At 48.0% G+C, this 19,914-nt stretch carries 22 protein-coding genes; 11 read left to right on the forward strand and 11 right to left on the reverse strand.

Going from position 1 to position 19,914, the window contains the following annotated elements:
• The first annotated feature begins 966 nt into the window (after positions 1–966).
• A complete protein-coding gene (locus tag BLS44_RS18480) occupies positions 967–1,431 on the forward strand; it encodes an LEA/WHy family protein (protein ID WP_090391721.1) in 465 nt (154 codons plus the stop codon).
• On the opposite strand, the gene pyrE is transcribed toward BLS44_RS18480, so the two are convergent.
• Complete coding sequence (pyrE, locus tag BLS44_RS18485) at positions 1,428–2,060, reverse strand: orotate phosphoribosyltransferase (protein WP_090391722.1); 633 nt, start codon at positions 2,058–2,060, stop codon at positions 1,428–1,430. The two genes, BLS44_RS18480 and pyrE, sit on opposite strands and share 4 nt — an antisense overlap.
• 59 nt (positions 2,061–2,119) lie before the next feature.
• Between pyrE and BLS44_RS18490 the strand changes: the two genes are divergently transcribed.
• The 3 genes from BLS44_RS18490 to BLS44_RS18500 all read left to right on the forward strand — a co-directional run bounded on the left by BLS44_RS18490 (position 2,120) and on the right by BLS44_RS18500 (position 4,079).
• Positions 2,120–2,749 (forward strand): NUDIX hydrolase, encoded by a 630-nt coding sequence (locus BLS44_RS18490; RefSeq protein ID WP_090391723.1) that lies wholly within the window; start codon positions 2,120–2,122, stop codon positions 2,747–2,749.
• Between the two features lie 481 nt (positions 2,750–3,230).
• Positions 3,231–3,440 carry a hypothetical protein gene (locus tag BLS44_RS26305; protein WP_143019844.1) on the forward strand — a complete coding sequence of 70 codons (210 nt, stop codon included), beginning with the start codon at positions 3,231–3,233 and terminating at the stop codon, positions 3,438–3,440.
• Between the two features lie 156 nt (positions 3,441–3,596).
• Positions 3,597–4,079 carry a hypothetical protein gene (locus tag BLS44_RS18500; RefSeq protein WP_090391725.1) on the forward strand — a complete coding sequence of 161 codons (483 nt, stop codon included), beginning with the start codon at positions 3,597–3,599 and terminating at the stop codon, positions 4,077–4,079.
• 80 nt (positions 4,080–4,159) lie between these two features.
• Here BLS44_RS18500 and BLS44_RS18505 read toward each other — a convergent pair whose 3' ends face one another.
• From BLS44_RS18505 to BLS44_RS18525, 5 genes are all read right to left on the reverse strand, one after another.
• Positions 4,160–5,422 carry a DUF2851 family protein gene (locus BLS44_RS18505; RefSeq protein ID WP_090391726.1) on the reverse strand — a complete coding sequence of 421 codons (1,263 nt, stop codon included), beginning with the start codon at positions 5,420–5,422 and terminating at the stop codon, positions 4,160–4,162.
• 30 nt (positions 5,423–5,452) lie between these two features.
• Positions 5,453–6,043 carry a Maf family protein gene (locus BLS44_RS18510; RefSeq protein WP_090391727.1) on the reverse strand — a complete coding sequence of 197 codons (591 nt, stop codon included), beginning with the start codon at positions 6,041–6,043 and terminating at the stop codon, positions 5,453–5,455.
• A gap of 5 nt (positions 6,044–6,048) precedes the next feature.
• On the reverse strand, positions 6,049–6,978 hold the full coding sequence (locus BLS44_RS18515; RefSeq protein ID WP_090391728.1) for a geranylgeranylglycerol-phosphate geranylgeranyltransferase: 930 nt from the start codon (positions 6,976–6,978) through the stop codon (positions 6,049–6,051).
• A 16-nt stretch (positions 6,979–6,994) separates the two neighbouring features.
• Positions 6,995–7,516 carry a KdsC family phosphatase gene (locus BLS44_RS18520; RefSeq protein WP_090391729.1) on the reverse strand — a complete coding sequence of 174 codons (522 nt, stop codon included), beginning with the start codon at positions 7,514–7,516 and terminating at the stop codon, positions 6,995–6,997.
• Between the two features lie 148 nt (positions 7,517–7,664).
• Complete coding sequence (locus tag BLS44_RS18525) at positions 7,665–8,423, reverse strand: Rossmann-like and DUF2520 domain-containing protein (RefSeq protein ID WP_090391730.1); 759 nt, start codon at positions 8,421–8,423, stop codon at positions 7,665–7,667.
• A gap of 28 nt (positions 8,424–8,451) precedes the next feature.
• On the opposite strand from BLS44_RS18525, the gene BLS44_RS18530 reads away from it, so the two are divergent.
• Both BLS44_RS18530 and topA read left to right on the forward strand, forming a co-directional pair.
• Positions 8,452–9,294, forward strand: coding sequence for an alpha/beta hydrolase (locus BLS44_RS18530; protein ID WP_090391731.1), 843 nt, complete (start codon positions 8,452–8,454; stop codon positions 9,292–9,294).
• A gap of 225 nt (positions 9,295–9,519) precedes the next feature.
• Complete coding sequence (gene topA / locus BLS44_RS18535; RefSeq protein ID WP_090391732.1) at positions 9,520–12,099, forward strand: type I DNA topoisomerase; 2,580 nt, start codon at positions 9,520–9,522, stop codon at positions 12,097–12,099.
• 172 nt (positions 12,100–12,271) lie between these two features.
• On the opposite strand, the gene BLS44_RS18540 is transcribed toward topA, so the two are convergent.
• From BLS44_RS18540 to BLS44_RS18555, 4 genes are all read right to left on the reverse strand, one after another.
• Complete coding sequence (locus BLS44_RS18540; protein ID WP_090391733.1) at positions 12,272–13,204, reverse strand: NAD-dependent epimerase/dehydratase family protein; 933 nt, start codon at positions 13,202–13,204, stop codon at positions 12,272–12,274.
• Positions 13,205–13,263: 59 nt separating this feature from the next.
• Positions 13,264–13,851 (reverse strand): Crp/Fnr family transcriptional regulator, encoded by a 588-nt coding sequence (locus BLS44_RS18545; protein ID WP_245729271.1) that lies wholly within the window; start codon positions 13,849–13,851, stop codon positions 13,264–13,266.
• Between the two features lie 62 nt (positions 13,852–13,913).
• Positions 13,914–14,996, reverse strand: a complete 1,083-nt coding sequence (gene serC, locus BLS44_RS18550; RefSeq protein WP_090391735.1) for a 3-phosphoserine/phosphohydroxythreonine transaminase — start codon at positions 14,994–14,996, stop codon at positions 13,914–13,916.
• A 142-nt stretch (positions 14,997–15,138) separates the two neighbouring features.
• Positions 15,139–15,384, reverse strand: a complete 246-nt coding sequence (locus tag BLS44_RS18555; RefSeq protein ID WP_090391736.1) for a hypothetical protein — start codon at positions 15,382–15,384, stop codon at positions 15,139–15,141.
• A 161-nt stretch (positions 15,385–15,545) separates the two neighbouring features.
• On the opposite strand from BLS44_RS18555, the gene BLS44_RS18560 reads away from it, so the two are divergent.
• The 4 genes from BLS44_RS18560 (at position 15,546) to BLS44_RS18575 (ending at position 18,049) form a co-directional block, all read left to right on the forward strand.
• The gene (locus tag BLS44_RS18560; protein ID WP_090391737.1) at positions 15,546–15,986 is read left to right on the forward strand and encodes a SufE family protein; all 441 of its coding nucleotides are present in this window, start codon (positions 15,546–15,548) and stop codon (positions 15,984–15,986) included.
• 218 nt (positions 15,987–16,204) lie between these two features.
• Positions 16,205–17,104 carry a serine hydrolase gene (locus tag BLS44_RS18565; protein ID WP_090391738.1) on the forward strand — a complete coding sequence of 300 codons (900 nt, stop codon included), beginning with the start codon at positions 16,205–16,207 and terminating at the stop codon, positions 17,102–17,104.
• 238 nt (positions 17,105–17,342) lie between these two features.
• Complete coding sequence (locus tag BLS44_RS27035; RefSeq protein ID WP_262492865.1) at positions 17,343–17,468, forward strand: hypothetical protein; 126 nt, start codon at positions 17,343–17,345, stop codon at positions 17,466–17,468.
• Positions 17,469–17,650: 182 nt separating this feature from the next.
• On the forward strand, positions 17,651–18,049 hold the full coding sequence (locus tag BLS44_RS18575; protein WP_090391842.1) for a VOC family protein: 399 nt from the start codon (positions 17,651–17,653) through the stop codon (positions 18,047–18,049).
• 830 nt (positions 18,050–18,879) lie between these two features.
• Here the strand turns inward: BLS44_RS18575 and BLS44_RS18590 are convergent.
• Entirely contained in the window at positions 18,880–19,167 is a 288-nt protein-coding gene (locus tag BLS44_RS18590) for a TFIIB-type zinc ribbon-containing protein (protein ID WP_090391742.1), read from the reverse strand.
• Between the two features lie 304 nt (positions 19,168–19,471).
• Here BLS44_RS18590 and BLS44_RS18595 point away from each other — a divergent pair, with 304 nt between their 5' ends.
• Positions 19,472–19,831, forward strand: coding sequence for a DUF2200 domain-containing protein (locus BLS44_RS18595; RefSeq protein WP_090391743.1), 360 nt, complete (start codon positions 19,472–19,474; stop codon positions 19,829–19,831).
• Positions 19,832–19,914 lie beyond the last annotated feature (83 nt).

The following is a 19,914-nucleotide window of genomic DNA, read 5'->3' on the forward strand; positions in this document are numbered from 1 at the left end:
TAAACATCATAGTGGAATTGGCAGGCAAGATCTCAAGTTCTATTGTAGCTATTGTACCCAACAGGTCTTTTGCCAGAAACCACAAGTTTAAACGAAAAAATCGCTTTAGTCCCATGTACAAATAAAGCACAATCAGCTGCTGAAAACAGGATCCGCTTTGCCAGAAAAGCCAGAAACCTTAAGGATCAGGCTCATGGTTGTACTATGCCCATTACCTACAATAGTAGCAACCATCGCAGATGCCTGTCTCCCTGGAAGGACGATCCTGGATACAGACTTTTCTTATTTTAATAGCATTGGTGAGGACACAAACCACGGCTCACGCCACGGTCAGTGTCCTCACTGACCGAGAAAAGAAATAATTTTGATGCCGGCTTATTATAAGGAAGCGTTCCCGGGCTAACGTTCAATGTTCCACATTGGTCCTGTGTGCCTGATGTTGCCCCGAAGTCTCGGGGTTCATTTTCATATTTCTACGTTTTCAAATTCTCCGGCCTTCGGATGTTTCCGGATACCAGGTCTCCATGCAACCCATTTCCTGCCCGATTTTATGGAGCGCAAAACGCTGACTTAAGACCTGGTATTAGCTTTTTGTCCTATCTTTCTTGTATGGGATATAAAATAGTATATGTATTTCATAAGTAAATTATAACCAATAGATTAAAATTTATATTATATACTATTCAAACATAATTGAATATCATTATTCTGGCACGCAAATTGCGTCAATATTATATACTATTAAGTATTTTATGATACTTAATAATATATTGCAGATTAATTAATTGTATAAAATTATATAATCTAATATATTTAGCTTTATTCTTTTACTCATGCTCAGGTCAAATACTAAAGAAAATAGTAGTGCTCCCGCATCTTTTCCCAGCCTTTTAACAGCGAATTTTTCTTTGCTTTTTGAAAAGCCCTTAATTTGCCGCTTATTCTCACATTAAATACAATTCCTGAATGAAGCAATTTCTTATTATAGCAGTTACGGCCCTCCTCCTGTCCTCCTGTATGCGGTACCAGGACATAAAATTTGTAGGTATAGACCAGGTAAAAATGGGAAAGATCGGGATGAACGAAACGACCATGGAAATGAACCTTATTTTCAACAATCCCAATAAACTGGGCGCCCTGCTCAATAGTGCGGGCGGAAAAGCCTGGATCCAGGATATTTATATTGGAGATTTCCTGCTCAATGAAGATGTCAAGATCCCTGCCCGGAGTGATTTTTCTGTTCCTGTCCGGTTAAAAGTGAACCTGAAGGAGCTGGTGAACAATTCACTCAACCTGATCATGAGAGACTCGGTAACCATCAGGCTCGACGGCAATGCCCGTTTAAGCAAAGGCTCTATTATAAAAAATTTCCCGTTGCGGTACAACGGGAAAAAAGCTTCCAGCGAGCTGTTAAGCCAGTTTAAACTTTAAATGCCCTGCCAGTTAGCCGGGTCTTCGCGCCATTTCAACAGCAGTGCGGCGTCTTCTTCTTTTATAATACCCTTTTCCTGCGCCAGCTCCAGCAGTACGGGATAGCTGGTCAGCGGGTGATATTTTATATTGCGCGCTGCAAAAGCGGCCTGGGCCACCGAAAAATCATAGGTAAAAATAGACACCATCCCTACAACATTCAGCCCCGCGGCTTCCAGGGCATCAACAGCCTGCAGGCTGCTCTTGCCGGTGCTCACCAGGTCTTCAACCACAGCGATCTTTTGCCCCTTTTCAAACAAACCTTCTACCTGGTTGCCCAGTCCGTGCTCCTTGGGTTTGGGCCGTACATAAATGAACGGCAGCTTTAGCTGATCGGCAGCAAGCGCCCCCCAGGCAATGGCCCCGGTGGCTACCCCGGCAATACAATCAGCATCACCGAACTGCTCAAACAGAACGTTGCACATTTCACTTTTAATAAAATCACGTACAAACGGGAACGACAGAACGCTCCGGTTATCGCAATAGATCGGGCTCTTCCAGCCGCTGGCCCAGGTAAAAGGCGCCTCCGGTCTTAATTTAACCGCATTGACCTGCAGTAACTTTTCTGCAACTACTTTTGCATCGTTCATAATAGCTCCCTAAATTTAGGCTGCGAAATTAAGTGCATCTTTTATAAATCTGAAATTATATGCAAATTAAAATACACACCCATAACAAAGTACTTTATCTCTGCGACCAGCCCAATGACTATCTAAAGGAGCTGCTGCACCATCCCGAAACGGTGCTGATCGATGAACTGGATATGCATTCGGTAAAAGCGATGCTGCGGGAACTGACCCTCCCGGAAATTAAAACAGGAATTTTTGTGCACCCGGATTTCGAACAGCTTAAAAATGCTTTTTTCCGGAAGTTTGAGATCATCCGGGCCGGGGGCGGCCTGGTATTGAATGAAAGCCGGGAAGTACTGATGATTCACCGGCGTGGCTTCTGGGACCTGCCCAAAGGAAAACTGGATGAAGGAGAAACCATTGAAGCCTGTGCCCTACGGGAAGTAAAAGAGGAAACCGGCCTATCGCAGCTTGAACTGGGAGCCCCTTTGCTGGTTACCTATCATACCTATGAACAGGGCACTCATCATATCCTCAAGGAGTCACACTGGTTTCAGATGAGAGGAACCGCTACCGAACAACTGGTTCCCCAAACCGAAGAAGACATTACCAACATCGGCTGGGTGGCACCTGTACAGATCGCCGTGTATAAGGAGCTGGCCTACCCTTCCATTGTAGACGTGCTGGATGCCTGGGCGCAAACCTCCTGAGTTTATTAGCAACGTAAAAGTTATACGGTATAGGGTCATGCTTCCAGCAAGGCTCACTGCATCCTGCAGTTGATCTGACTGCAAAGTAGATGAAACCATCAGAGCCGTAAACAGTGGCTTTCTACTTTTAGTGCCGGGTTCGCTTTTTTAAACGGATCCAACGGCAACGTGTAACAATATGTTATGCCCGGCTAACGGGAATGCTCCTGCCAATTCACCGTGTCCGACGCCGGTAACCAGGGAGCCCTCCGAAGAGAAAAATACCGATTCCCGCATTTTTTACCCTAAACCGATACAAAAACGATATACGAACACCGCAGCCAGGATACAGAACCGATACAGAACCGATACAGAAAACATGCGTTTTGAGATCAGGAGGGATCACGAGGGATCAGGAGGGATCAAAAAGATAAACCGGCGGTTAAATGCGCCAACTTTATACAGGCAACAAGCATTTATTCATTTTGACAAATCAAAAGCAATGAAAAGCGTAGCAAACATTGGTTTAAGTAATGCGACCGGGAGAACAGCGTTCCGGGTTATGGACAGCACCCCTGGCGTGGAGGTCAACCAGATACCGGACCGCAAAGCGCGGCGCTGTTATAGGGCGCAACAAACAGCAGCCGGCAGCCTGTTTCGCTTTGTAACCGGCGTGCGGTTAAGCCTTTTACCGGTGCTGCTTACCCCCTAAAAAAACGCCACACAGGCATATTAAACACAGCCCGCTACCTGAACCTGCGCTCCGTTTAACCTTAGTAAATTATTAACGCTTGTGTTGCAGACCTTTTCTTAAGGACCTCGTCTATAGTATAGAACAACATTCATCAAAAAAACAAAGGAGGTCAGTATGAAAAAGTTATTTATTTTAATGATGCTGGCAGGCGGAATGGCCGCTACACAACCCATCAGTGCCCAGGTACATATTAGTGTGAATATTGGTAACCAGCCGCAATGGGGCCCTTATGGCTATAACTATAACCAGGCTCGCTATTATTACCTGCCGGAGATCAATGTATACTATGATGTGTATAACAAGACCTATATTTACCAGGACCGCAGAAGCTGGGTTACCACACGCAGCCTGCCCCGTCAGTATGGCAATGTCAATCTTTACAACACCTATAAAGTAGTGATCAACAACAGGAACCCCTGGCGGGATAACGCTGTTCATCAAAACCGTTATAGCCGGTACAGGAACGATCATACACAGGTGTCAATAAGAGACTACGCTTACCGGAACAATAACAACAGGAAGGACAAAAACAGCTACAGGAACGATCCTCACAACCGGGATTATGCCCACGACCGGGATAACAGGAGACGTTACTGATAAGGCAGGATACACCTTCTGAAAAGGAATAACGGGCCGTATCGCAATTGCGATACGGCTTTTTTTATGCGCCCGGCAGTTTATTTTTCCCTTTTGAGCAGGTAGTTCCCCGCAGCGCAATACAGGCACCTGCGCTCGTCGCAATACCGGGTCTTTAGCTCAATAAATGCCTGCGAGTCCATGGCCGACCGGTTGCTCAGCCCCAGGCACTCAAACCCTTTTGTAATGCTGTTCTTCTCGGGCTTTGTTTCCTCCAGCCAGCGGATGGCTTTTTCCTTTAACGTGTACTGTCCGTATACATTCCCGTAGGCAAAAAGCAATGGAGCAATGGTGTTGATCACAATATTATCGATCATAGACGCCCCGATCGACTTTATCCGGTGTGTGCCCTGTACGGTAAGCGTATAATGATAGTGCCAGAAATCATTGGCATCTGCTTTAAACCACTCCCGCACCTTTTCCAGGGATTCTTCCTGTATGATCTTTGAGAACAGGTGGGTAGCGGATGCAATGACCGCGGCAAGCTGTGCCAGGCGTACGGTCGGAAAACTGCCCGGTCGCATGCGTAAGAAATGAACCGCATGGGCTACCGGCTGCAGGTTGTATTTTTTTTGAAGAAACCGGTATTCCCGCTGCAGCAGCAATGGATAAGGATCTTCAAAAATGTCATTGAGCAGTCCTCCCTGCCCCAGCAGTAAGGCTTCCAGTTGCTGTATCTGCAGTTTATGTTTTGCCAGTAGCCGGAGGGGGATGCTCCTGGCAATCGCTTCAAACGCATCGCCATTAACGGGCAGCCCAAAATTCTTTGCCAGCAGCCACCAGAAACTTTCTTCCCAATGCCGGTGGTTGGCCTCAAGATAATCCTCCACTATCCCGCCCTTGCGGATGAGACGCTCTGCCACCAGGCGGCTTTTCCAGACACTGAGTGTGATCTCCGGAACGGTGGCGATCAGCTTTTCACAGGGGATAAAGGACCGGGCATTGCACAGCTCTGCATACCGGCTTAGCAGGCTTCCCGACACCCGTGTTTTGAGCTCCAGCACGGGAAGCGATCCGGGCGCAGGATCATCGTCTTCATATACAACGTGCAGGATCACTTTCCTGTAATTACGGTCATATTGATGAAGATGGCGGTTCCAGTCAGAGGTCTTCAGATGCAATTCTACAGAGCCCGCCCATAAAGTATTGTCAATGCGGATACGGGCATGCTCAAAATCCGGTCCCTGGTTACGGTTGAGCATGCCTACATTCAGGACCTGTACGGGTATCCCTTCTGTGGTTGCTAAAGACCGGGTATTAAAATACTGGAACTGCCAAATGTACTGGAGTAGCTGTTCGTTCATAGGTTGCTGTTTTTCGGGTTAAGCAAAAACTCAGTCATCTCCGGCGAGCCGGTACCGCAATTTACGGATTTCCTGTAAGATTCTGCTCACCGGCAACCCCATTACGTTGTAAAAATCGCCGTTGATGTTTTTGATGCCCGTAACCCCGATCCATTCCTGGATCGCATAGGACCCGGCTTTATCAAAGGGCTGATAGCGGTCGATGTAATAGACGATCTGCCGGGGTGTAAGAGGGTAAAACGTTACTTCCGTTACATCGGAAAAAAGGATCTGCTGCTGGTCTTTTACCAGGGCTACCCCGGTAATTACCTGGTGCGTGGCATCCTGCAGCCGGGTCAGCATATGAATGGCCTCCTCCCTGCTTTTGGGCTTACCGATCACCCAGTCGTTCAGCGCCACCACGGTATCGGCAGCCAGAACGATCCTTCCCTGTTCAACTTCGCCTATAACCGCATGTGCCTTTCTGAGGGCTACGTCGGCAACAGCTGCACGCAGATCCAGCTCCGGGTTAAAGCTTTCGTCAATTTCCCGTGTAAGGATATCAAACGGAACATCTGCCCATTCCAGTATCTGTTTACGGCGCGGAGAGGAAGAGGCCAGGACAATGCGGTTGGCGGTCATAAAAATTACAGATAAAAATAAAAAATACCCATCGACAAAATACCTGTCAGCATTATACCTTTGGTTACCGAACTCAGGTAGTGATACGCTTCCGGGGTATGGGCCGGTATCAGTTTCCGGAAAAGATAAGCTGCAGGGATAATGATCAGCGCCACGCAGTAAACCACTCCCGGCCACCAGCCCAGCTGAAGGATGTAAAACTGCACTACCAGCAAAAGCGCCATCAATAAGGTAAGCCAAACGGCAATATATACCTTGGTAGCGTTTACCCCCCATGCGATCGGCATCGTGTTGCACCCGTACTTCTGATCGCCGGCAATATCCTCCATATCCTTGATGGCCTCCCTTACCAGCGAGATCATAAAGGCAAAACCGGCATACAGCACCGCAAAACGAAAAAGTTTCAGCTGGTTAACCTGTCCATTCCCAAAAGCATCTGAAAATGAAAATTTGGAAAGAAAGATGATCATGATCGTCCAGGCGGTTAACAGGGAGATCACAATATTGCCGATCAGGATCTCTTTTTTGAACTTTACGGAATAGAACCAAAGCAGCAACACACATAAGATATTGGCCACCACCAGGTACCACCGCGAGAAGGGGTTTACAGCGATGGCGGTTAACACGATGCCCAGCACACTCAGCAACAGGTGCCATACCAGGGCCCACCTCCGGTTAATATATTTGCCAATGATCATTTTCTGCGGCTTATTGATCCGGTCGATATTCATATCGAAATAATCATTGATGATATTGCCGCCCGCAGCAATGAACACCGAAGCAAGCACAAGCAGGATAAACTGGAACAGGTCATTCCGGGGCACCTGTCCCCCGTAAATGGGATCATAAATGCAATACTGGAACATTGCCTGGGTTAAGGCAATAAAGATCAGGTTAGGGTAACGTACCAATCTGAAAAATGCCGCTATCTTCATCCGGGTCTTTTAAAATTTAAGTGGAAGCGATCCGGGAATCCGTTCCCCAATGACCGTTGCTGCGTAATACTTTTTCAATCACTTCACGTACACAGCCGCGGCCACCGCCGGAGCCGGAGATAAACCGTACTCTTTGCTGTACTTCACCAACCGCGTCTGCGGGGCAGGCAGACAGGCCTACGATGTCAAAAACCGGCAGATCCGGGAGATCGTCTCCCATAAACAAAACAGCTTCCGCCCGCAGTTGTTTTTGCTCCATCAGTTGACCGATAAAGGCTTTTTTATCCTTTACGGCAAAATAAACTTCCCGGATGCCCAGCCTATTAAGACGTTGCTGTACTGCAGAAGGCGCAGATCCCGAAACCACGATGATCTCATAATCCAGTTTGAGCGCCAGCTGCAATGCATACCCGTCTTTTACATTCATAACACGGGCCATTTCGCCGCTTTCCAGCACCAGCAGGTCGCCGTTTGTAAGCACCCCATCCACATCAAAAATAAACGTCCTTATTTTCTGGAACCGCTGCAACAGATTCATGCTATTGTTGTTTTATTAAAGCTGATGCAAATGTATCGGATTCAGCCGAATCACGGGGTTTTCGGTGTTGAGTTTTCAGGTGCCGGCTATCAGCAGGCAGCAGCCAGGGTTTCCCTTTAGCGTATTACATCCGGTATTGTTCGTGAACCTAATGTTTCATCAGCGCTTCCGTAAGGAAATTATATACTGCAAGATGCTCGGGATAGGCTTTTAAGAGCTCCCGGTGCCGCCCGATGGTATCCATATCGCCCCGGATCGCAGGTCCCGTCTGCATCCGGGAAGGCAATTCATGTTCCAGCCGGTCCACGGTGTTGCGGATCAGGGGCAGCAGTTCCTGAAAATCGATGCCCTCTGTGCTGCAGAACGACGCTGCAAGGTCAAACAGGTAATTGGTAAAATTACTGGCAAAAACCGCCGCTACATGAAGCCGGGCCCGTTTATCCAGGTTGGCCGCATGAGCCGGCTTCCCGGTAACGGAAGCGGCCAGCTGATCCAGCACTTTTTGGGTAGGCTCGTTAGAAGCCTCGGTATAGATGCTAAGCTCCGGCAGCTTTTCCTGCTGCTTACGCATACTCTGCAGCGGGTAAAAGACCCCGTAGTTGTCTGTTACCTCTTTTAAAACCTCCATGGGCACAGCAGCCGCCGTATGTACGACCACTTTACCGTTCAGCCTCAGGTCCGCAGCCAGCGGAGCGATAGCCGCATCGCTTACTGCAACCAGGTAAACATCCCCCGCCCTGGATATAAGGCTGGTATAATTGGTCGATTCCGTATTCCACTCATAGGCCAGTTCGGAGGCTGCGCTGGCGTTGCGTCCATAAACCTGCAGGATCTCATGACCCGCATCCCGCAGTTTTCTTCCCAGTACAGCGGCCACATTCCCCGATCCGAGTATAACAATGTTCATAATATAGATACCTTTAAAAAAATTACGGATGAAATTACAAAATTTTATAAAGGAACTTTACAAAGCCCGGATCCGGGCGCTGGCGCTCATCTCCAAAAAGCGGGCCGGCGATACCGCTTTCAGGATCTTCTGCACCCCGATTGGCAAGGGGAATTATACGCTTACCCCCCTTTTGCGATCAGCCGGGCAGCTGTCCCTGCAATTCGGGCAGTATCATTTAAAGGGCTATCAATGGAACAAGGGCGCCGGGCGAAAGCTCCTGATCGCGCATGGCTTCCGCTCACACACCCAGCGTTTTGAGCACCTGGTGCCCCTGCTGATCGAAAAGGGCTACGAAGTGGTTGCCTTTGATGCGCCGGCCCACGGGTTAAGCAGCGGTAAACAGATCAACGCCATTGACTATACCCAATTGGTATCCGTGCTTGCCCACCTGTATGGGCCCTTCGATGCATACATCGGACACTCTTTTGGTGGCCTTGCTGTAACACTGGCCGTTTCGGAGCTGCCACAGCCGGGGCCTGTAAAAATTGTTTTATTTGCACCCGCTTCCGACACGGTTGGTCTGGCTGCAACCTTTTTAAAGCAGATGGAGATCACCGACCCGGAAGTGCACCGGCATTTCTACAATAATGTGATCCGGCTTTCGGGGAAGGACCTGGGCTGGTTTACGATCAGAAGGTGTTTACCCGCCCTTAACGGCGCGATCCTTTGGATCCACGACCAGGAGGACCGGATCACCCCCATACAGGAAGCACTCGAAATACAGCGCCTGGCGCCCCCCAACATCCGGTTCATTTTTACCAGGGGGCTGGGCCACAGTAAAATTTACCGGGATACCGCCGTTTTAAAGGAGGTCGCCGCTTTTCTTTAGAGGCCGCCAACAACCGGTCATTCGCTGTTTTGTAAAACAGCGCCGTCCTCTGCCGCCCCCGGTGGGGAAGGTATCACAGGCTCTTAATAATGCCATAATTCTATGGAAAACAGAAATCAGAACGAAAGAACGATCTTTGCCAGGGGGTAAAAATTAGAGCGATTTAAAAAAAAAATTCTAATCTTGCCCAAAATTTGGTAATAAACGCGTTGTTCAGATAACATTATGGCGAAGAATTTATTGATCGTTGAGAGCCCTGCAAAGGCAAAGACCATTGAGAAGTTTTTGGGCAAGGACTTTCAGGTAAAAAGCAGTTTCGGCCACATCCGTGATCTTGAAAAAGCAGGAATGGGCATCGATATCGAAAAACAATTCCACCCGCGCTATGTAGTGTCGGAAGGAAAAGAGAAAGTGGTGCGCGAGCTGAAAAACCTGGCCTCAAAAAGCGAAGAAGTATGGCTGGCAACGGATGAGGACCGTGAGGGGGAAGCCATCAGCTGGCATTTATGCGAGGTTTTAGGCCTGGATCCCCGGACCACCAAACGCATCGTTTTTAATGAAATTACCAAACCCGCTATCCAGCAGGCCGTGGCAGCTCCCCGTCATGTGGACATGCACCTGGTAGATGCCCAGCAGGCCCGCAGGATACTGGACCGTATTGTTGGGTTTGAACTGAGCCCCGTCCTCTGGAGGAAAATAAGTGTTAAGAACAACCTGAGCGCCGGAAGGGTTCAGAGTGTTGCGGTGCGCCTGATCGCCGAAAGAGAACGGGAGATCAATGCATTTGAAGCACAAAGCAGTTTTAAGATCGTTGCCATTTTTACCGCAACGGATATCCATGGCAAAAAAATATCCTTTAAGGCAGAGGGTGCAAAGTTCAATACAGCCGCAGACGCCGAAACATTCCTCCAATCCTGCCTGAATGCGGATTATACCGTTAAAGACATACAGGTAAAGCCGGGGAAACGCAGCCCTGCCCCTCCGTTTACCACCTCCACACTGCAGCAGGAGGCCAGCCGGAAATTCGGCTACAGTGTAAGCCGTACCATGCAGCTCGCCCAGCAGCTCTATGAGAACGGGCATATTACCTATATGCGTACGGATAGCGTGAACCTGAGCAATACGGCGCTTGGCGACCTTACCAATACCATTAAAAGCATGTATGGCGAGGCGTACCACCAGTTCCGCCGTTTTAAGAACAGGAACGAGAGTGCACAGGAAGCGCACGAAGCCATCCGCCCCACCTACATGAGCAATACAACCGTTGAAAATGCAGACTGGAAACGGTTATATGATCTCATCTGGAAGCGCACGATGGCCTGCCAGATGGCCGATGCACAGCTGGAGAAAACAACCGCCAGAATAGAAATATCGACCAATAAAGAAGAACTGTCCGCAACCGGGGAAGTAGTAAAATTTGACGGGTTCCTGAAGCTCTACCGGGAAGACAGGGATGATGAGGATATCCAGGAAGACGAGGTACAGGAGGGCATGCTGCCCCCGCTGACCATCGGGCAGCACCTGCCGCTGGTGGAAATGACGGGCACCGAAAAATTCACCCGCCCCTCTCCCCGTTATACGGAAGCATCCCTCGTAAAAAAACTGGAGGAGCTGGGCATCGGGCGTCCCTCTACCTATGCGCCTACCATTTCAACCATCCTGAAACGGGAGTACGTTGAAAAGCGCGACAAAGAGGGCATCGAACGCAAATACCGTACGATAATCTTAAAAGAAAACCAGCTTACCAAAAAGGAAAATACGGAGATCACGGGTGCTGAAAAATCAAAACTCTTCCCCACCGACCTGGGACTGGTGGTAACAGATTTCCTGAAGCAATACTTCGAGGATATCATGGATTATGGCTTTACGGCCAAAATTGAAGAAGAGTTTGACGAGATCGCTAACGGAAAGCTTCGCTGGAACAAACTTATTGATAATTTTTACCATCCTTTTAAGGAAGACGTAGACAATACGATTGAAACGGCAGAACGTATCAAAGGAGAACGGGAGCTGGGAACCGAGCCGGCTACGGGCAAACCGGTCATTGCCCGTATGGGCCGCTTTGGCCCGATGATCCAGATCGGGAACGCCGACGATGAAGAAAAACCCCGCTTTGCAACACTGCGGAAAGGACAAAGTATTGAAACGATCACCTTCGATGAAGCTATGGACCTCTTTAAGCTGCCGGTAACGCTGGGCACTTATGAGGGAAAGGAGGTGTCTGTAAATGTAGGGCGTTTTGGTCCCTATGTTAAATGGGGAGAAGATTTTATCTCCATTCCCCGCACCGAAGATCCTTTATCGGTAAATATGGAACGCGCCATAGCCCTGATTACCGAAAAGCAGGTGGCAGATGCTCCTATCGCCCACTTTGAAGAAAAGCCGGTTACAAAAGGCAAGGGCCGTTTTGGCCCCTATATCAAATGGAACGACCTTTTCATCAATGTTCCCCGCCGTTATGATTTCGAGAACCTTTCGCAAAAGGATATCGATGAGCTGATCCGTACAAAGATCGAAAAAGAATCCAACCGTTATATCCGGCAATGGCCGGAGGAAAAGATCGCCCTTGAAAACGGGCGCTGGGGTGCGTTTATCCGTTTTGGGAAAAAAATGGTGAAGCTCGGAAGAAAAGAGGACGGTTCCAAATACACACCGGAAGAAGTAGCACAGCTGGAGGTGGATACCGTTAAGAAAATGATCGAAGCCGAACTGCCCGGAGCATTTACAAAACCCGCTAAGAAAACCGCAGCAAAAAAAGCCCCCGCTAAAAAGAAGGCGGCTGCTAAAAAGACTGCAAAAAAATAAACAGATCCTTACATCCAGGCGTCCCGGTGTTTGCCACAAAGAGGCGGAGGCACAATGAGATTGGCCCGGTTCTTTTACGTCATTGCCTGAAATAAACCGTCATGCGCCCTGTTAGCGTATGTTTCCTGGATAAACACTTAGGACCTCCTGGCAGCTTGGTACTTTCGCGGCATCAGGCCGTTACGGCACCGTCCATCATTGTTTGCCGGATCCCATCACTATAGCCCGTGGGCTCAAATCCGAACGCCTTTACAAATTTCGAACTGTCAAAAAAATAATCCTGGCTGTTCTGGTATTGCATTTCTCTAAGCTCATTTATAGTGCGGGAAAACAATCCGCCCAGCGCGAGCAACAGGGGCGACAGAACAAAATACCGGGGCTTTACCTGCATTTGCTGTGCCGCCAGTTCGATCAGCTGCTTTCCGGTAAGCTGTTCTGCCGAGGTAGGCAGGTGCCATACCTGGCCATAGGCCTCCGGAGTATTCCCCAGCAGGGCCGTGGCCTTTGCGGCATCGGGCGTATAGGTAAAGGAATGTATCTTATGAGCGTTGCTTTGCCAGTTAGCGCTGCGCCCCTTTTTAAAATTGTTCAGCACCAGCTGGTTCAGTATCCCGTTCCGTGCACCAGGACCGTAAAAATCAGCACTGCGTGCAATCAGATACTGCAGGCCCTGCGTTTCGGCCGCTGTTGCAAGCATCCGCAGGAGCTGCGCCCGCACCCTGCCTTTCCTGGAAGGCGGATCGATGCGGCTGGCTTCATTCATAAAAGGAATTTCCGTTTGAGCATAACTATACACGTTGTCGAAAAACACCAGCTTACAATGATGCTGTACACAGGCCGCAATCACGTTGCTCATGATCAGCGGCCATTGTTTTTCCCATATGGCTGCCTGGTAAGGCAGGCCAACGGTCAGGTAGGCTACGGTGCTCCCGCTAACGGCTGCGTTCACCAATGCAGGATCCTGCAGGTCTCCTGCCAGGAGCTCCTCATCCCCTTTTACTTTCTCCGGGTTTCGCCCGGCCAGTTGCACTTTGTTGGTATACGATCTTAATGCCGTGGCCAGCAATTTTCCGATATCGCCGCCGGCGCCCAAAATTGTTTGCATGATGGTTTGTTTTATACTGCAAACCTAGCCTGAGCCAGCCGGTCCAACGATGATCTGTGTTAAGATTTTTGAAGCCTCATCATCCTTTTGCGGATGCGGCTCAAACTTTCTGGAGCAATGCCCAGGTACTGGGCTATGTAGCGCTGGGGTACCCGCTGCAGTAACAGGGGCTTATCGCGGAGCAGGTCGTTAAACTGTTTTTCCGGCGAAAGCGATAACAATGCTTTGGTACGACGGATATTTTCGGCGGCTACGTTTTCCACCACCGCCCTGAAAAATTCAGCGGTTGCCGGAGACTTCCCCAGGGCCGTTACCAGGTCCGTACAGGTAATCACCATACAGCTGGTGGGTTCAAGTGCGGCAATAGATGATGCAGCCCTCGATTTCCTGGAAAAGCTTTCCAGGTCGGTAATAAACTCCTGCTCCATCGAAAAGTTACAGGTACGCTCCTGCCCTTCCCCGTTGAGAAAATATTGCCGGGTGGCCCCTTTCAGAATAAAGAACACCTCATGTGCGATCTGTCCTTCTTCCAGCAGAACAGCTCCCCGTTTATACTTCCTTTCAGAAAAAAGGGACAGGAAATATTCAGCCTCCGCATCCGGAAACACGGTGTACCTGCGTACTGTGGCGATGAGAGGATGCAACATGCCGTAAAGATAAAGCCTTTGGCGTAGTTCCAAAGGCTTTAACATAGGGACAGAATGCCTGTTTATACGTGTGCCTGCTCAAACTGTTTCATAAAGTCGACCAGCTTCTGAACGGTCTCCAATGAAGTAGCGTTATAAATGCTGGCCCGCATGCCGCCGGTAGTACGGTGGCCCTTCAGGTTCACAAACCCGCTGGCTGCCGCGTCCTTTAAGAACTGGTCATCCAATGCATGATCCTTTGTGATAAAGGGTACATTCATAATAGAACGGTCCTCCGTTGCAGCAGTACCGCTGAATAATGATGAATTATCGATAAACTCGTATAACACTCTTGCCTTTTCAATATTAATTGCTGCTATTGCATCCACACCGCCCTGCTCCTTCAGCCATTCATAAACCAGCTTGCAGATATAAATACCATATGTGGGAGGTGTATTGAACATCGATCCGTTATCCGCATGGTTCTTATAATTCATCATGGATGGCGTAAACTCCAGGGCATTGCCTAAAAGGTCTTCCCGCACAACGACCACGCAAACCCCCGCTGCGCCCATATTCTTCTGTGCGCCGGCGTAGATCAATCCAAACTTTCGTACGTCGTAGTATTTAGACAGGATGTCGGAAGACATATCCCCTACCAGCGTTACACTGCCGGTATCCGGCAATTCGTTGAACCGGGTTCCGTAAATGGTATTATTGGTGGTAATATGAAAATAATCAGCATCCGGCGTAAAAGAAGCCGGATCCAGTTTCGGAATATAGTTGAACGTCTGATCTTTGGAGCTGGCCACTACCTTTACGCTTCCATAACGGGAAGCTTCTTTGATCGCTTTATCGGACCATACCCCTGTATTGACATAATCAGCCTTCTTATTCCGGCTCATCAGGTTCAGCGGCACCATGGCAAACTGGCTTGAGGCCCCTCCCTGCAGGAACAACACCTTATAGTTATCCGGTACCTGCATCAGCTCCCGGAACAATTGCTCTGTGGACTCGATAATGGCCATATAATCCTTCGATCGGTGACTCATTTCCATTACGGACATCCCGGTATTGTTATAGTTCAATAACTCCTTTTGCGCTTTTAATAACACCGGTTCCGGTAATGCACAGGGCCCGGCCGAAAAATTGTAGACTCTTTCCATTCTGAAAACTGATTTTAATAAATGAAGTGCAAAATTAATAAGAACGCCGCACCTTGCTAAAAGCTTTAATCAAATTCTAATAATATCCCTTTCTGTTGATTTTTTTTCAACAAACCTGGTCGTTTCCCATATATCCGTTTGCTTAGCAGGAACAATCGGTTTTGAAGACCCCGTTCACTGCAACGATCTTCGCAATATCAAGGATGCTTCCGTTATCCAGTACCAGGTAATCGGCACTTTCCCTATGAACAATTTCCCGGATCATTCCTTCCGCCCGCTCCCAGCCTCCAAGATCAGATAAAACGGATACTTTCTGATGTTGTTCCTTGCATGCTTTCAGCTGGTCCAGGAAGCTGTCCGTGTTGTCCAGGGTACATTTATAGTCCATATCCTTCGTTTATCCACAAAGGTAATCAATTTCGAACTCATTCATATCCAATCAGTTTTATTACAATTAGTAATTTTTTTGCACACATATACTATTTTGGACGGTTTCAACGTTTTACGTATAGCCAAACATATTATCTATATCACTAAACTACCTCTCGTATGGATATAAACAGGATGCAGGACAAAATAATCGCCGAATTTGAAAACCTGGCCACCGCGGTTAACAAGTTTTCTTATTTCAGGCATTTAAAAAAAATATCCAATGGCTCTCAACCGATGGACCCTGAGGACAAAAATGACCGCAACCTGGTAACCGGCTGCAGCAGGAAAGTATGGGTAACGGCTTATAAAGAAGATGGCCGGATCTTTTTTAAGGCGGACAGTGAACATAGCATCACCCGCGGACTGGTCAACCTGCTGTTAAAAGTATACTCCGGGCATACCGTTTCAACGATTACCAATACCGATCTCTATTTTCTTCATGAGATCAAATTATTCAATTACCTGTCTGCTTCCTGGATGCGGGACTTCCTTTCCGTGATACAGCGTATTAAGTCGCTGGCCATCGTACAGCACCTGGATGCAGCACCACGGTCATAAGGCAGGCCAGGGCTGCAGTTCAGCGATCATCTTTTTTATTGGCCTCTTTCCTTACGCATCGCCGGAGCTGCTTCGTCATACGAAAGCTACAAAGGGGTGCGATCCAGGTTAAACAGGTCGCATGCCTGTACGCGCCGGGATATAAATGCTACACCGCCCATGCTATTAAAACGAAATACACCAGGCGGCTTTTCATATATTTGCCAAAAGCTGTTTCCATGTCAAAATACGTCCTGTTTGCAAGCCTGCTTTTTATATACACATCAGGCAACGCCCAAAAAGAAGATAAAAAATTAAAAGTACTTATTGAAAAGGCGGTCAGCGACTTTCACGGAGATATTGGTGTGTACGTGCACCATTTGAAAAAAAACAAGTCGGTAGCCCTAAATGCAGATACGGTATTTCCTACCGCCAGTATTGTGAAAGTGCCCATCCTGGCAGGTGTATTTAATAAGATTGCAAAAAGCGAGCTGAAGTTGTCGCAGGAATTTGTGTATGATGCAAAGCGGGAATATGGAGGTTCCGGGTTGATGCAGTTTTATAAAGACAGCGCCCGCACGGATCTTTCTACCATGATCTCCCTGATGCTCACCTACAGCGATAATGTGGCTTCCATCTGGCTGCAGGAACTGGCGGGCGGCGGTGTGGCGATCAATACCATAATGGATCAGCTGGGACTGACCAATACAAAAGTGAATTCCCGCACTACAGGCCGGCAGGATATATGGAAAAAATACGGCTGGGGACAAACCACGCCGAAGGAAATGGCCCAATTGTTTACGCTGATCCGCCAGGGCAAGGTAGTTAACGCCCGGTATTCCGATAAAATGTACCGGTATTTAAAGAACCAGTTTTATAATGGCCGCTCTTTATCACAGATACCCGCAACAGTAAACACCATCTGCAAGACCGGTTCGGTAGACGATGCCCGTGGTGAAGTGGTGCTGGTCAACGCCCCCGGTGGCGATATTGTTTTTTGCATCCTCACTAAGAATAATAAAGATCAAAGCTGGACGGATGATAATGAAGCGGAGATATTAACACGTAAGCTGGCCCATATCATCTGGAACTACTACGAGCCCAAACATCCGTTCACAGCTTTTGAAAAGATCGATTAAGCTATAACTTGCCGCTAAGGTGCTCCAACACTGGTTTTTTTAACCTCCCGGGGTAAAGGCTGCTGAGGCTCAGAAACACTGAGATTTTTTTGTTGCGTATCAAAAAAAATCAGTGCCTCTCTGCCGGTTATGGTTGTCACAACAGCGCTGACACAAGGAATACCTTGAGTTTCTGCTCCGCCGCGGCTATGGATGCGGGGAAAAATCCGGTGTTTCAGTGGCAATATAAAAAAGCAATATGTTTAACAAACTGGAAGAGCGCATAAAAAAGCTAAAGCGGGAGATCGTTCCCGTTTACTATACCGTGGCAGCCTTGTATGCATACCTCCTGTTCCTGGTCCTGCGGTATTTCTTTCATCGTTGAACTATACCACCTGCTTACGTATCGCTGGCCTGGATCTGTCTCAAATCCCCCGCTCAAATGCCGCGTTTGCACTGCAAAGCGGTGCCTGCCGTTCAGTAGCTTTGTAAAAGTAATTTGCTAATAATCATGATGGATTGCGGGGGCCCTGGGCTGCCGGCCAATTTCATAAAAAAATCAAACTGATGGATCCAAAAATGATATGGGCCAATCTGGCCGTGGAAGACCTGGAGCGAACCACAAAATTTTACACGGAGCTGGGCTTTAAACCCAATGGTGCTCCTAACAATGAGCTGACAAGTTTTCTTGCAGGCGAAGGGCGTTTTGTGCTTCATTTTTTCTTAAAGGATGTGCTCAAACCGGCCATGAAGGGCGAAATAACGGATGGTCATGCCGCAAACGAGATCATATTCACGCTTTCCGCAAAAAGCAGGGACCAGGTAAATGCATGGGCAAAAGAAGTAACACAGGCAGGCGGCAAACTTGTTTCAGCTCCCGAAACATTTGGTAACGATTATTATGGTTTTGTTTTTGCCGATCCGGATGGGCACCGGTTTAATGTTTTTTATATGGAAGGTTTTTAGACAACGGATACGTTTTTAAACGGTATTCCAGCCTTCCCGCAGCGTGCATTCCGGATTGTTGCACGCCCATAAACGCAATGTCAGCCCGGAGCCTGTTTCAGGGTCTGTTGAACGGCAATATGCATGGATGCTGAAATAAACCCAGCAGGACAGCGACAATTTGGACAGGGCAAACGCATCTAAATTGGGTGAAAAGAGCGCACCGGAAGCATTTGCAGGCACTGTGAGTGCCTCATGTTTATAGCAAGGTATTCAAGAGGGAACCCCGGCTCCTGCAGGAGCCGCGTAAAATTTCAGGCCAAACAAACACGCGGCTCCGAAGGAGCCGGGTTGATCAAAACAGCACATTGCTATAAACACGCTGCTCCTCCGGAGCTGAACAATGCTGAAATCAGATTCGTTTGCCCTGACAATCTGGAATGTATCCTGCCACGTAGTGCACCAATACCTTTGATGCGTTTGCCGTACCCGAATCCCGGGAGGCACCGTTAAACAATTTGCAAAGACCGATTTCAAAAAGCCACACGTCCCTTTACTGTTTATTGCCGGGGAAAAAGACCCTATCATTCCCCACGGTCTGAACAAAAAGAATTTCAAAGCCTATAAAGACGCCGACAGCATAAAGGAATTTAAACGCTTTGAAAACAGGGGGCATTTTATCTGTGGCGACAAAAACCGGGAGAAGATAGCCAGCTATGTATACAATTGGATACAATAAATGCGGGCCGGTATTTAAAGTAAATGCCTTTCTAAAAATTGCTTTTCCGGGGGAACAGGCAAAGCGGAACGGTTTATATCAAACATACAGCCGGTATAACAATCGCTTATGTCTAATCGAAGTCAAAAAAATCCGACAGAAATGATTTTTTCTTGCGTGGGTACGGCTGATCATATTTTTTTCCCTGCTGGTGATCGCCATAGCGGTCAGTTCGGGGTTCATTATAATCTTTCTCTTTTGTTGAAGACCCCGCTGCACTTTTCTGATCAGAGGCAAACTGCAATAGCTTATCAAGCTCACCCCTGTCCAGCCATACACCCCGGCAGTTCGGGCAATAATCAATTTCCACCATATGCCGCTCGGTCATCAGCAGGGTTTCATTACAATTCGGACATTTCATTTTATAACAGGTTTAATTTTCATTCAATACTTCCCGGCAATATAAGGAAATAAGACCTCCTGTTGAAGCAGGCATTTCATTTATATGGCCCTTGAGCAGGCATTCCTTCCCGTTTTAACAATTTATTGCCATTTAATGAAGTCCATATAGCCCGTATCACCATTGGTTATGATGCAGTGGGCGGCCGTCCTCCGGCAGATCGTTTTAGTCCGCTCCCTGTGAACTTGTATTATTTATGTAACTTTGAGCCGCTGGTTGAATGCGGCTGTTGCCAACCCAATCGTAATCATTAATATGCGCTGATATGAACAATGCAAACAATGCCCGGGTTTATAAAATGTCGTTTGCCGGTGTTTATCCGCATTACATTCAGAAAGCGGAGAAAAAGGGCCGTACAAAAGAAGAAGTGGATACGGTGATTTGCTGGCTGACCGGGTACGACCTCAAAACATTGCAACACCAGATCGACAGCAAAACCAATATTGAAACTTTTTTTGCCGAAGCCCCGCAATTAAATCCGAACGTATCAAAGATCACCGGCGTCATCTGCGGTTACCGGGTGGAGGAAATAGAAGATCCGCTGATGCAAAAGGTCCGCTACCTCGATAAACTGATTGATGAGCTGGCAAAGGGAAAGACAATGGATAAGATCCTGAGAAAATAAGATACCGGTTGAGGCCGGTCTTCTTCCATTTGAAGACTTCATGCCGGCCGTCTGTAAAATAACCAGAACAAATCATCATTATA

It is taken from the genome of Niabella drilacis (assembly GCF_900101395.1).
Lineage (GTDB): Bacteria > Bacteroidota > Bacteroidia > Chitinophagales > Chitinophagaceae > Niabella > Niabella drilacis.

Excerpts from the sequence above, each read along its gene's own strand:
- BLS44_RS18480 (WP_090391721.1), top strand. The coding sequence starts at position 967 with ATGAAGCAATTTCTTATTATAGCAGTTACGGCCCTCCTCCTGTCCTCC.
- pyrE (WP_090391722.1), bottom strand. The coding sequence starts at position 2,060 with ATGAACGATGCAAAAGTAGTTGCAGAAAAGTTACTGCAGGTCAATGCG.
- BLS44_RS18490 (WP_090391723.1), top strand. The coding sequence starts at position 2,120 with ATGCAAATTAAAATACACACCCATAACAAAGTACTTTATCTCTGCGAC.
- BLS44_RS26305 (WP_143019844.1), top strand. The coding sequence starts at position 3,231 with ATGAAAAGCGTAGCAAACATTGGTTTAAGTAATGCGACCGGGAGAACA.
- BLS44_RS18500 (WP_090391725.1), top strand. The coding sequence starts at position 3,597 with ATGAAAAAGTTATTTATTTTAATGATGCTGGCAGGCGGAATGGCCGCT.
- BLS44_RS18505 (WP_090391726.1), bottom strand. The coding sequence starts at position 5,422 with ATGAACGAACAGCTACTCCAGTACATTTGGCAGTTCCAGTATTTTAAT.
- BLS44_RS18510 (WP_090391727.1), bottom strand. The coding sequence starts at position 6,043 with ATGACCGCCAACCGCATTGTCCTGGCCTCTTCCTCTCCGCGCCGTAAA.
- BLS44_RS18515 (WP_090391728.1), bottom strand. The coding sequence starts at position 6,978 with ATGAAGATAGCGGCATTTTTCAGATTGGTACGTTACCCTAACCTGATC.
- BLS44_RS18520 (WP_090391729.1), bottom strand. The coding sequence starts at position 7,516 with ATGAATCTGTTGCAGCGGTTCCAGAAAATAAGGACGTTTATTTTTGAT.
- BLS44_RS18525 (WP_090391730.1), bottom strand. The coding sequence starts at position 8,423 with ATGAACATTGTTATACTCGGATCGGGGAATGTGGCCGCTGTACTGGGA.
- BLS44_RS18530 (WP_090391731.1), top strand. The coding sequence starts at position 8,452 with ATGAAATTACAAAATTTTATAAAGGAACTTTACAAAGCCCGGATCCGG.
- topA (WP_090391732.1), top strand. The coding sequence starts at position 9,520 with ATGGCGAAGAATTTATTGATCGTTGAGAGCCCTGCAAAGGCAAAGACC.
- BLS44_RS18540 (WP_090391733.1), bottom strand. The coding sequence starts at position 13,204 with ATGCAAACAATTTTGGGCGCCGGCGGCGATATCGGAAAATTGCTGGCC.
- BLS44_RS18545 (WP_245729271.1), bottom strand. The coding sequence starts at position 13,851 with ATGTTGCATCCTCTCATCGCCACAGTACGCAGGTACACCGTGTTTCCG.
- serC (WP_090391735.1), bottom strand. The coding sequence starts at position 14,996 with ATGGAAAGAGTCTACAATTTTTCGGCCGGGCCCTGTGCATTACCGGAA.
- BLS44_RS18555 (WP_090391736.1), bottom strand. The coding sequence starts at position 15,384 with ATGGACTATAAATGTACCCTGGACAACACGGACAGCTTCCTGGACCAG.
- BLS44_RS18560 (WP_090391737.1), top strand. The coding sequence starts at position 15,546 with ATGGATATAAACAGGATGCAGGACAAAATAATCGCCGAATTTGAAAAC.
- BLS44_RS18565 (WP_090391738.1), top strand. The coding sequence starts at position 16,205 with ATGTCAAAATACGTCCTGTTTGCAAGCCTGCTTTTTATATACACATCA.
- BLS44_RS27035 (WP_262492865.1), top strand. The coding sequence starts at position 17,343 with ATGTTTAACAAACTGGAAGAGCGCATAAAAAAGCTAAAGCGGGAGATC.
- BLS44_RS18575 (WP_090391842.1), top strand. The coding sequence starts at position 17,651 with ATGGATCCAAAAATGATATGGGCCAATCTGGCCGTGGAAGACCTGGAG.
- BLS44_RS18590 (WP_090391742.1), bottom strand. The coding sequence starts at position 19,167 with ATGAAATGTCCGAATTGTAATGAAACCCTGCTGATGACCGAGCGGCAT.
- BLS44_RS18595 (WP_090391743.1), top strand. The coding sequence starts at position 19,472 with ATGAACAATGCAAACAATGCCCGGGTTTATAAAATGTCGTTTGCCGGT.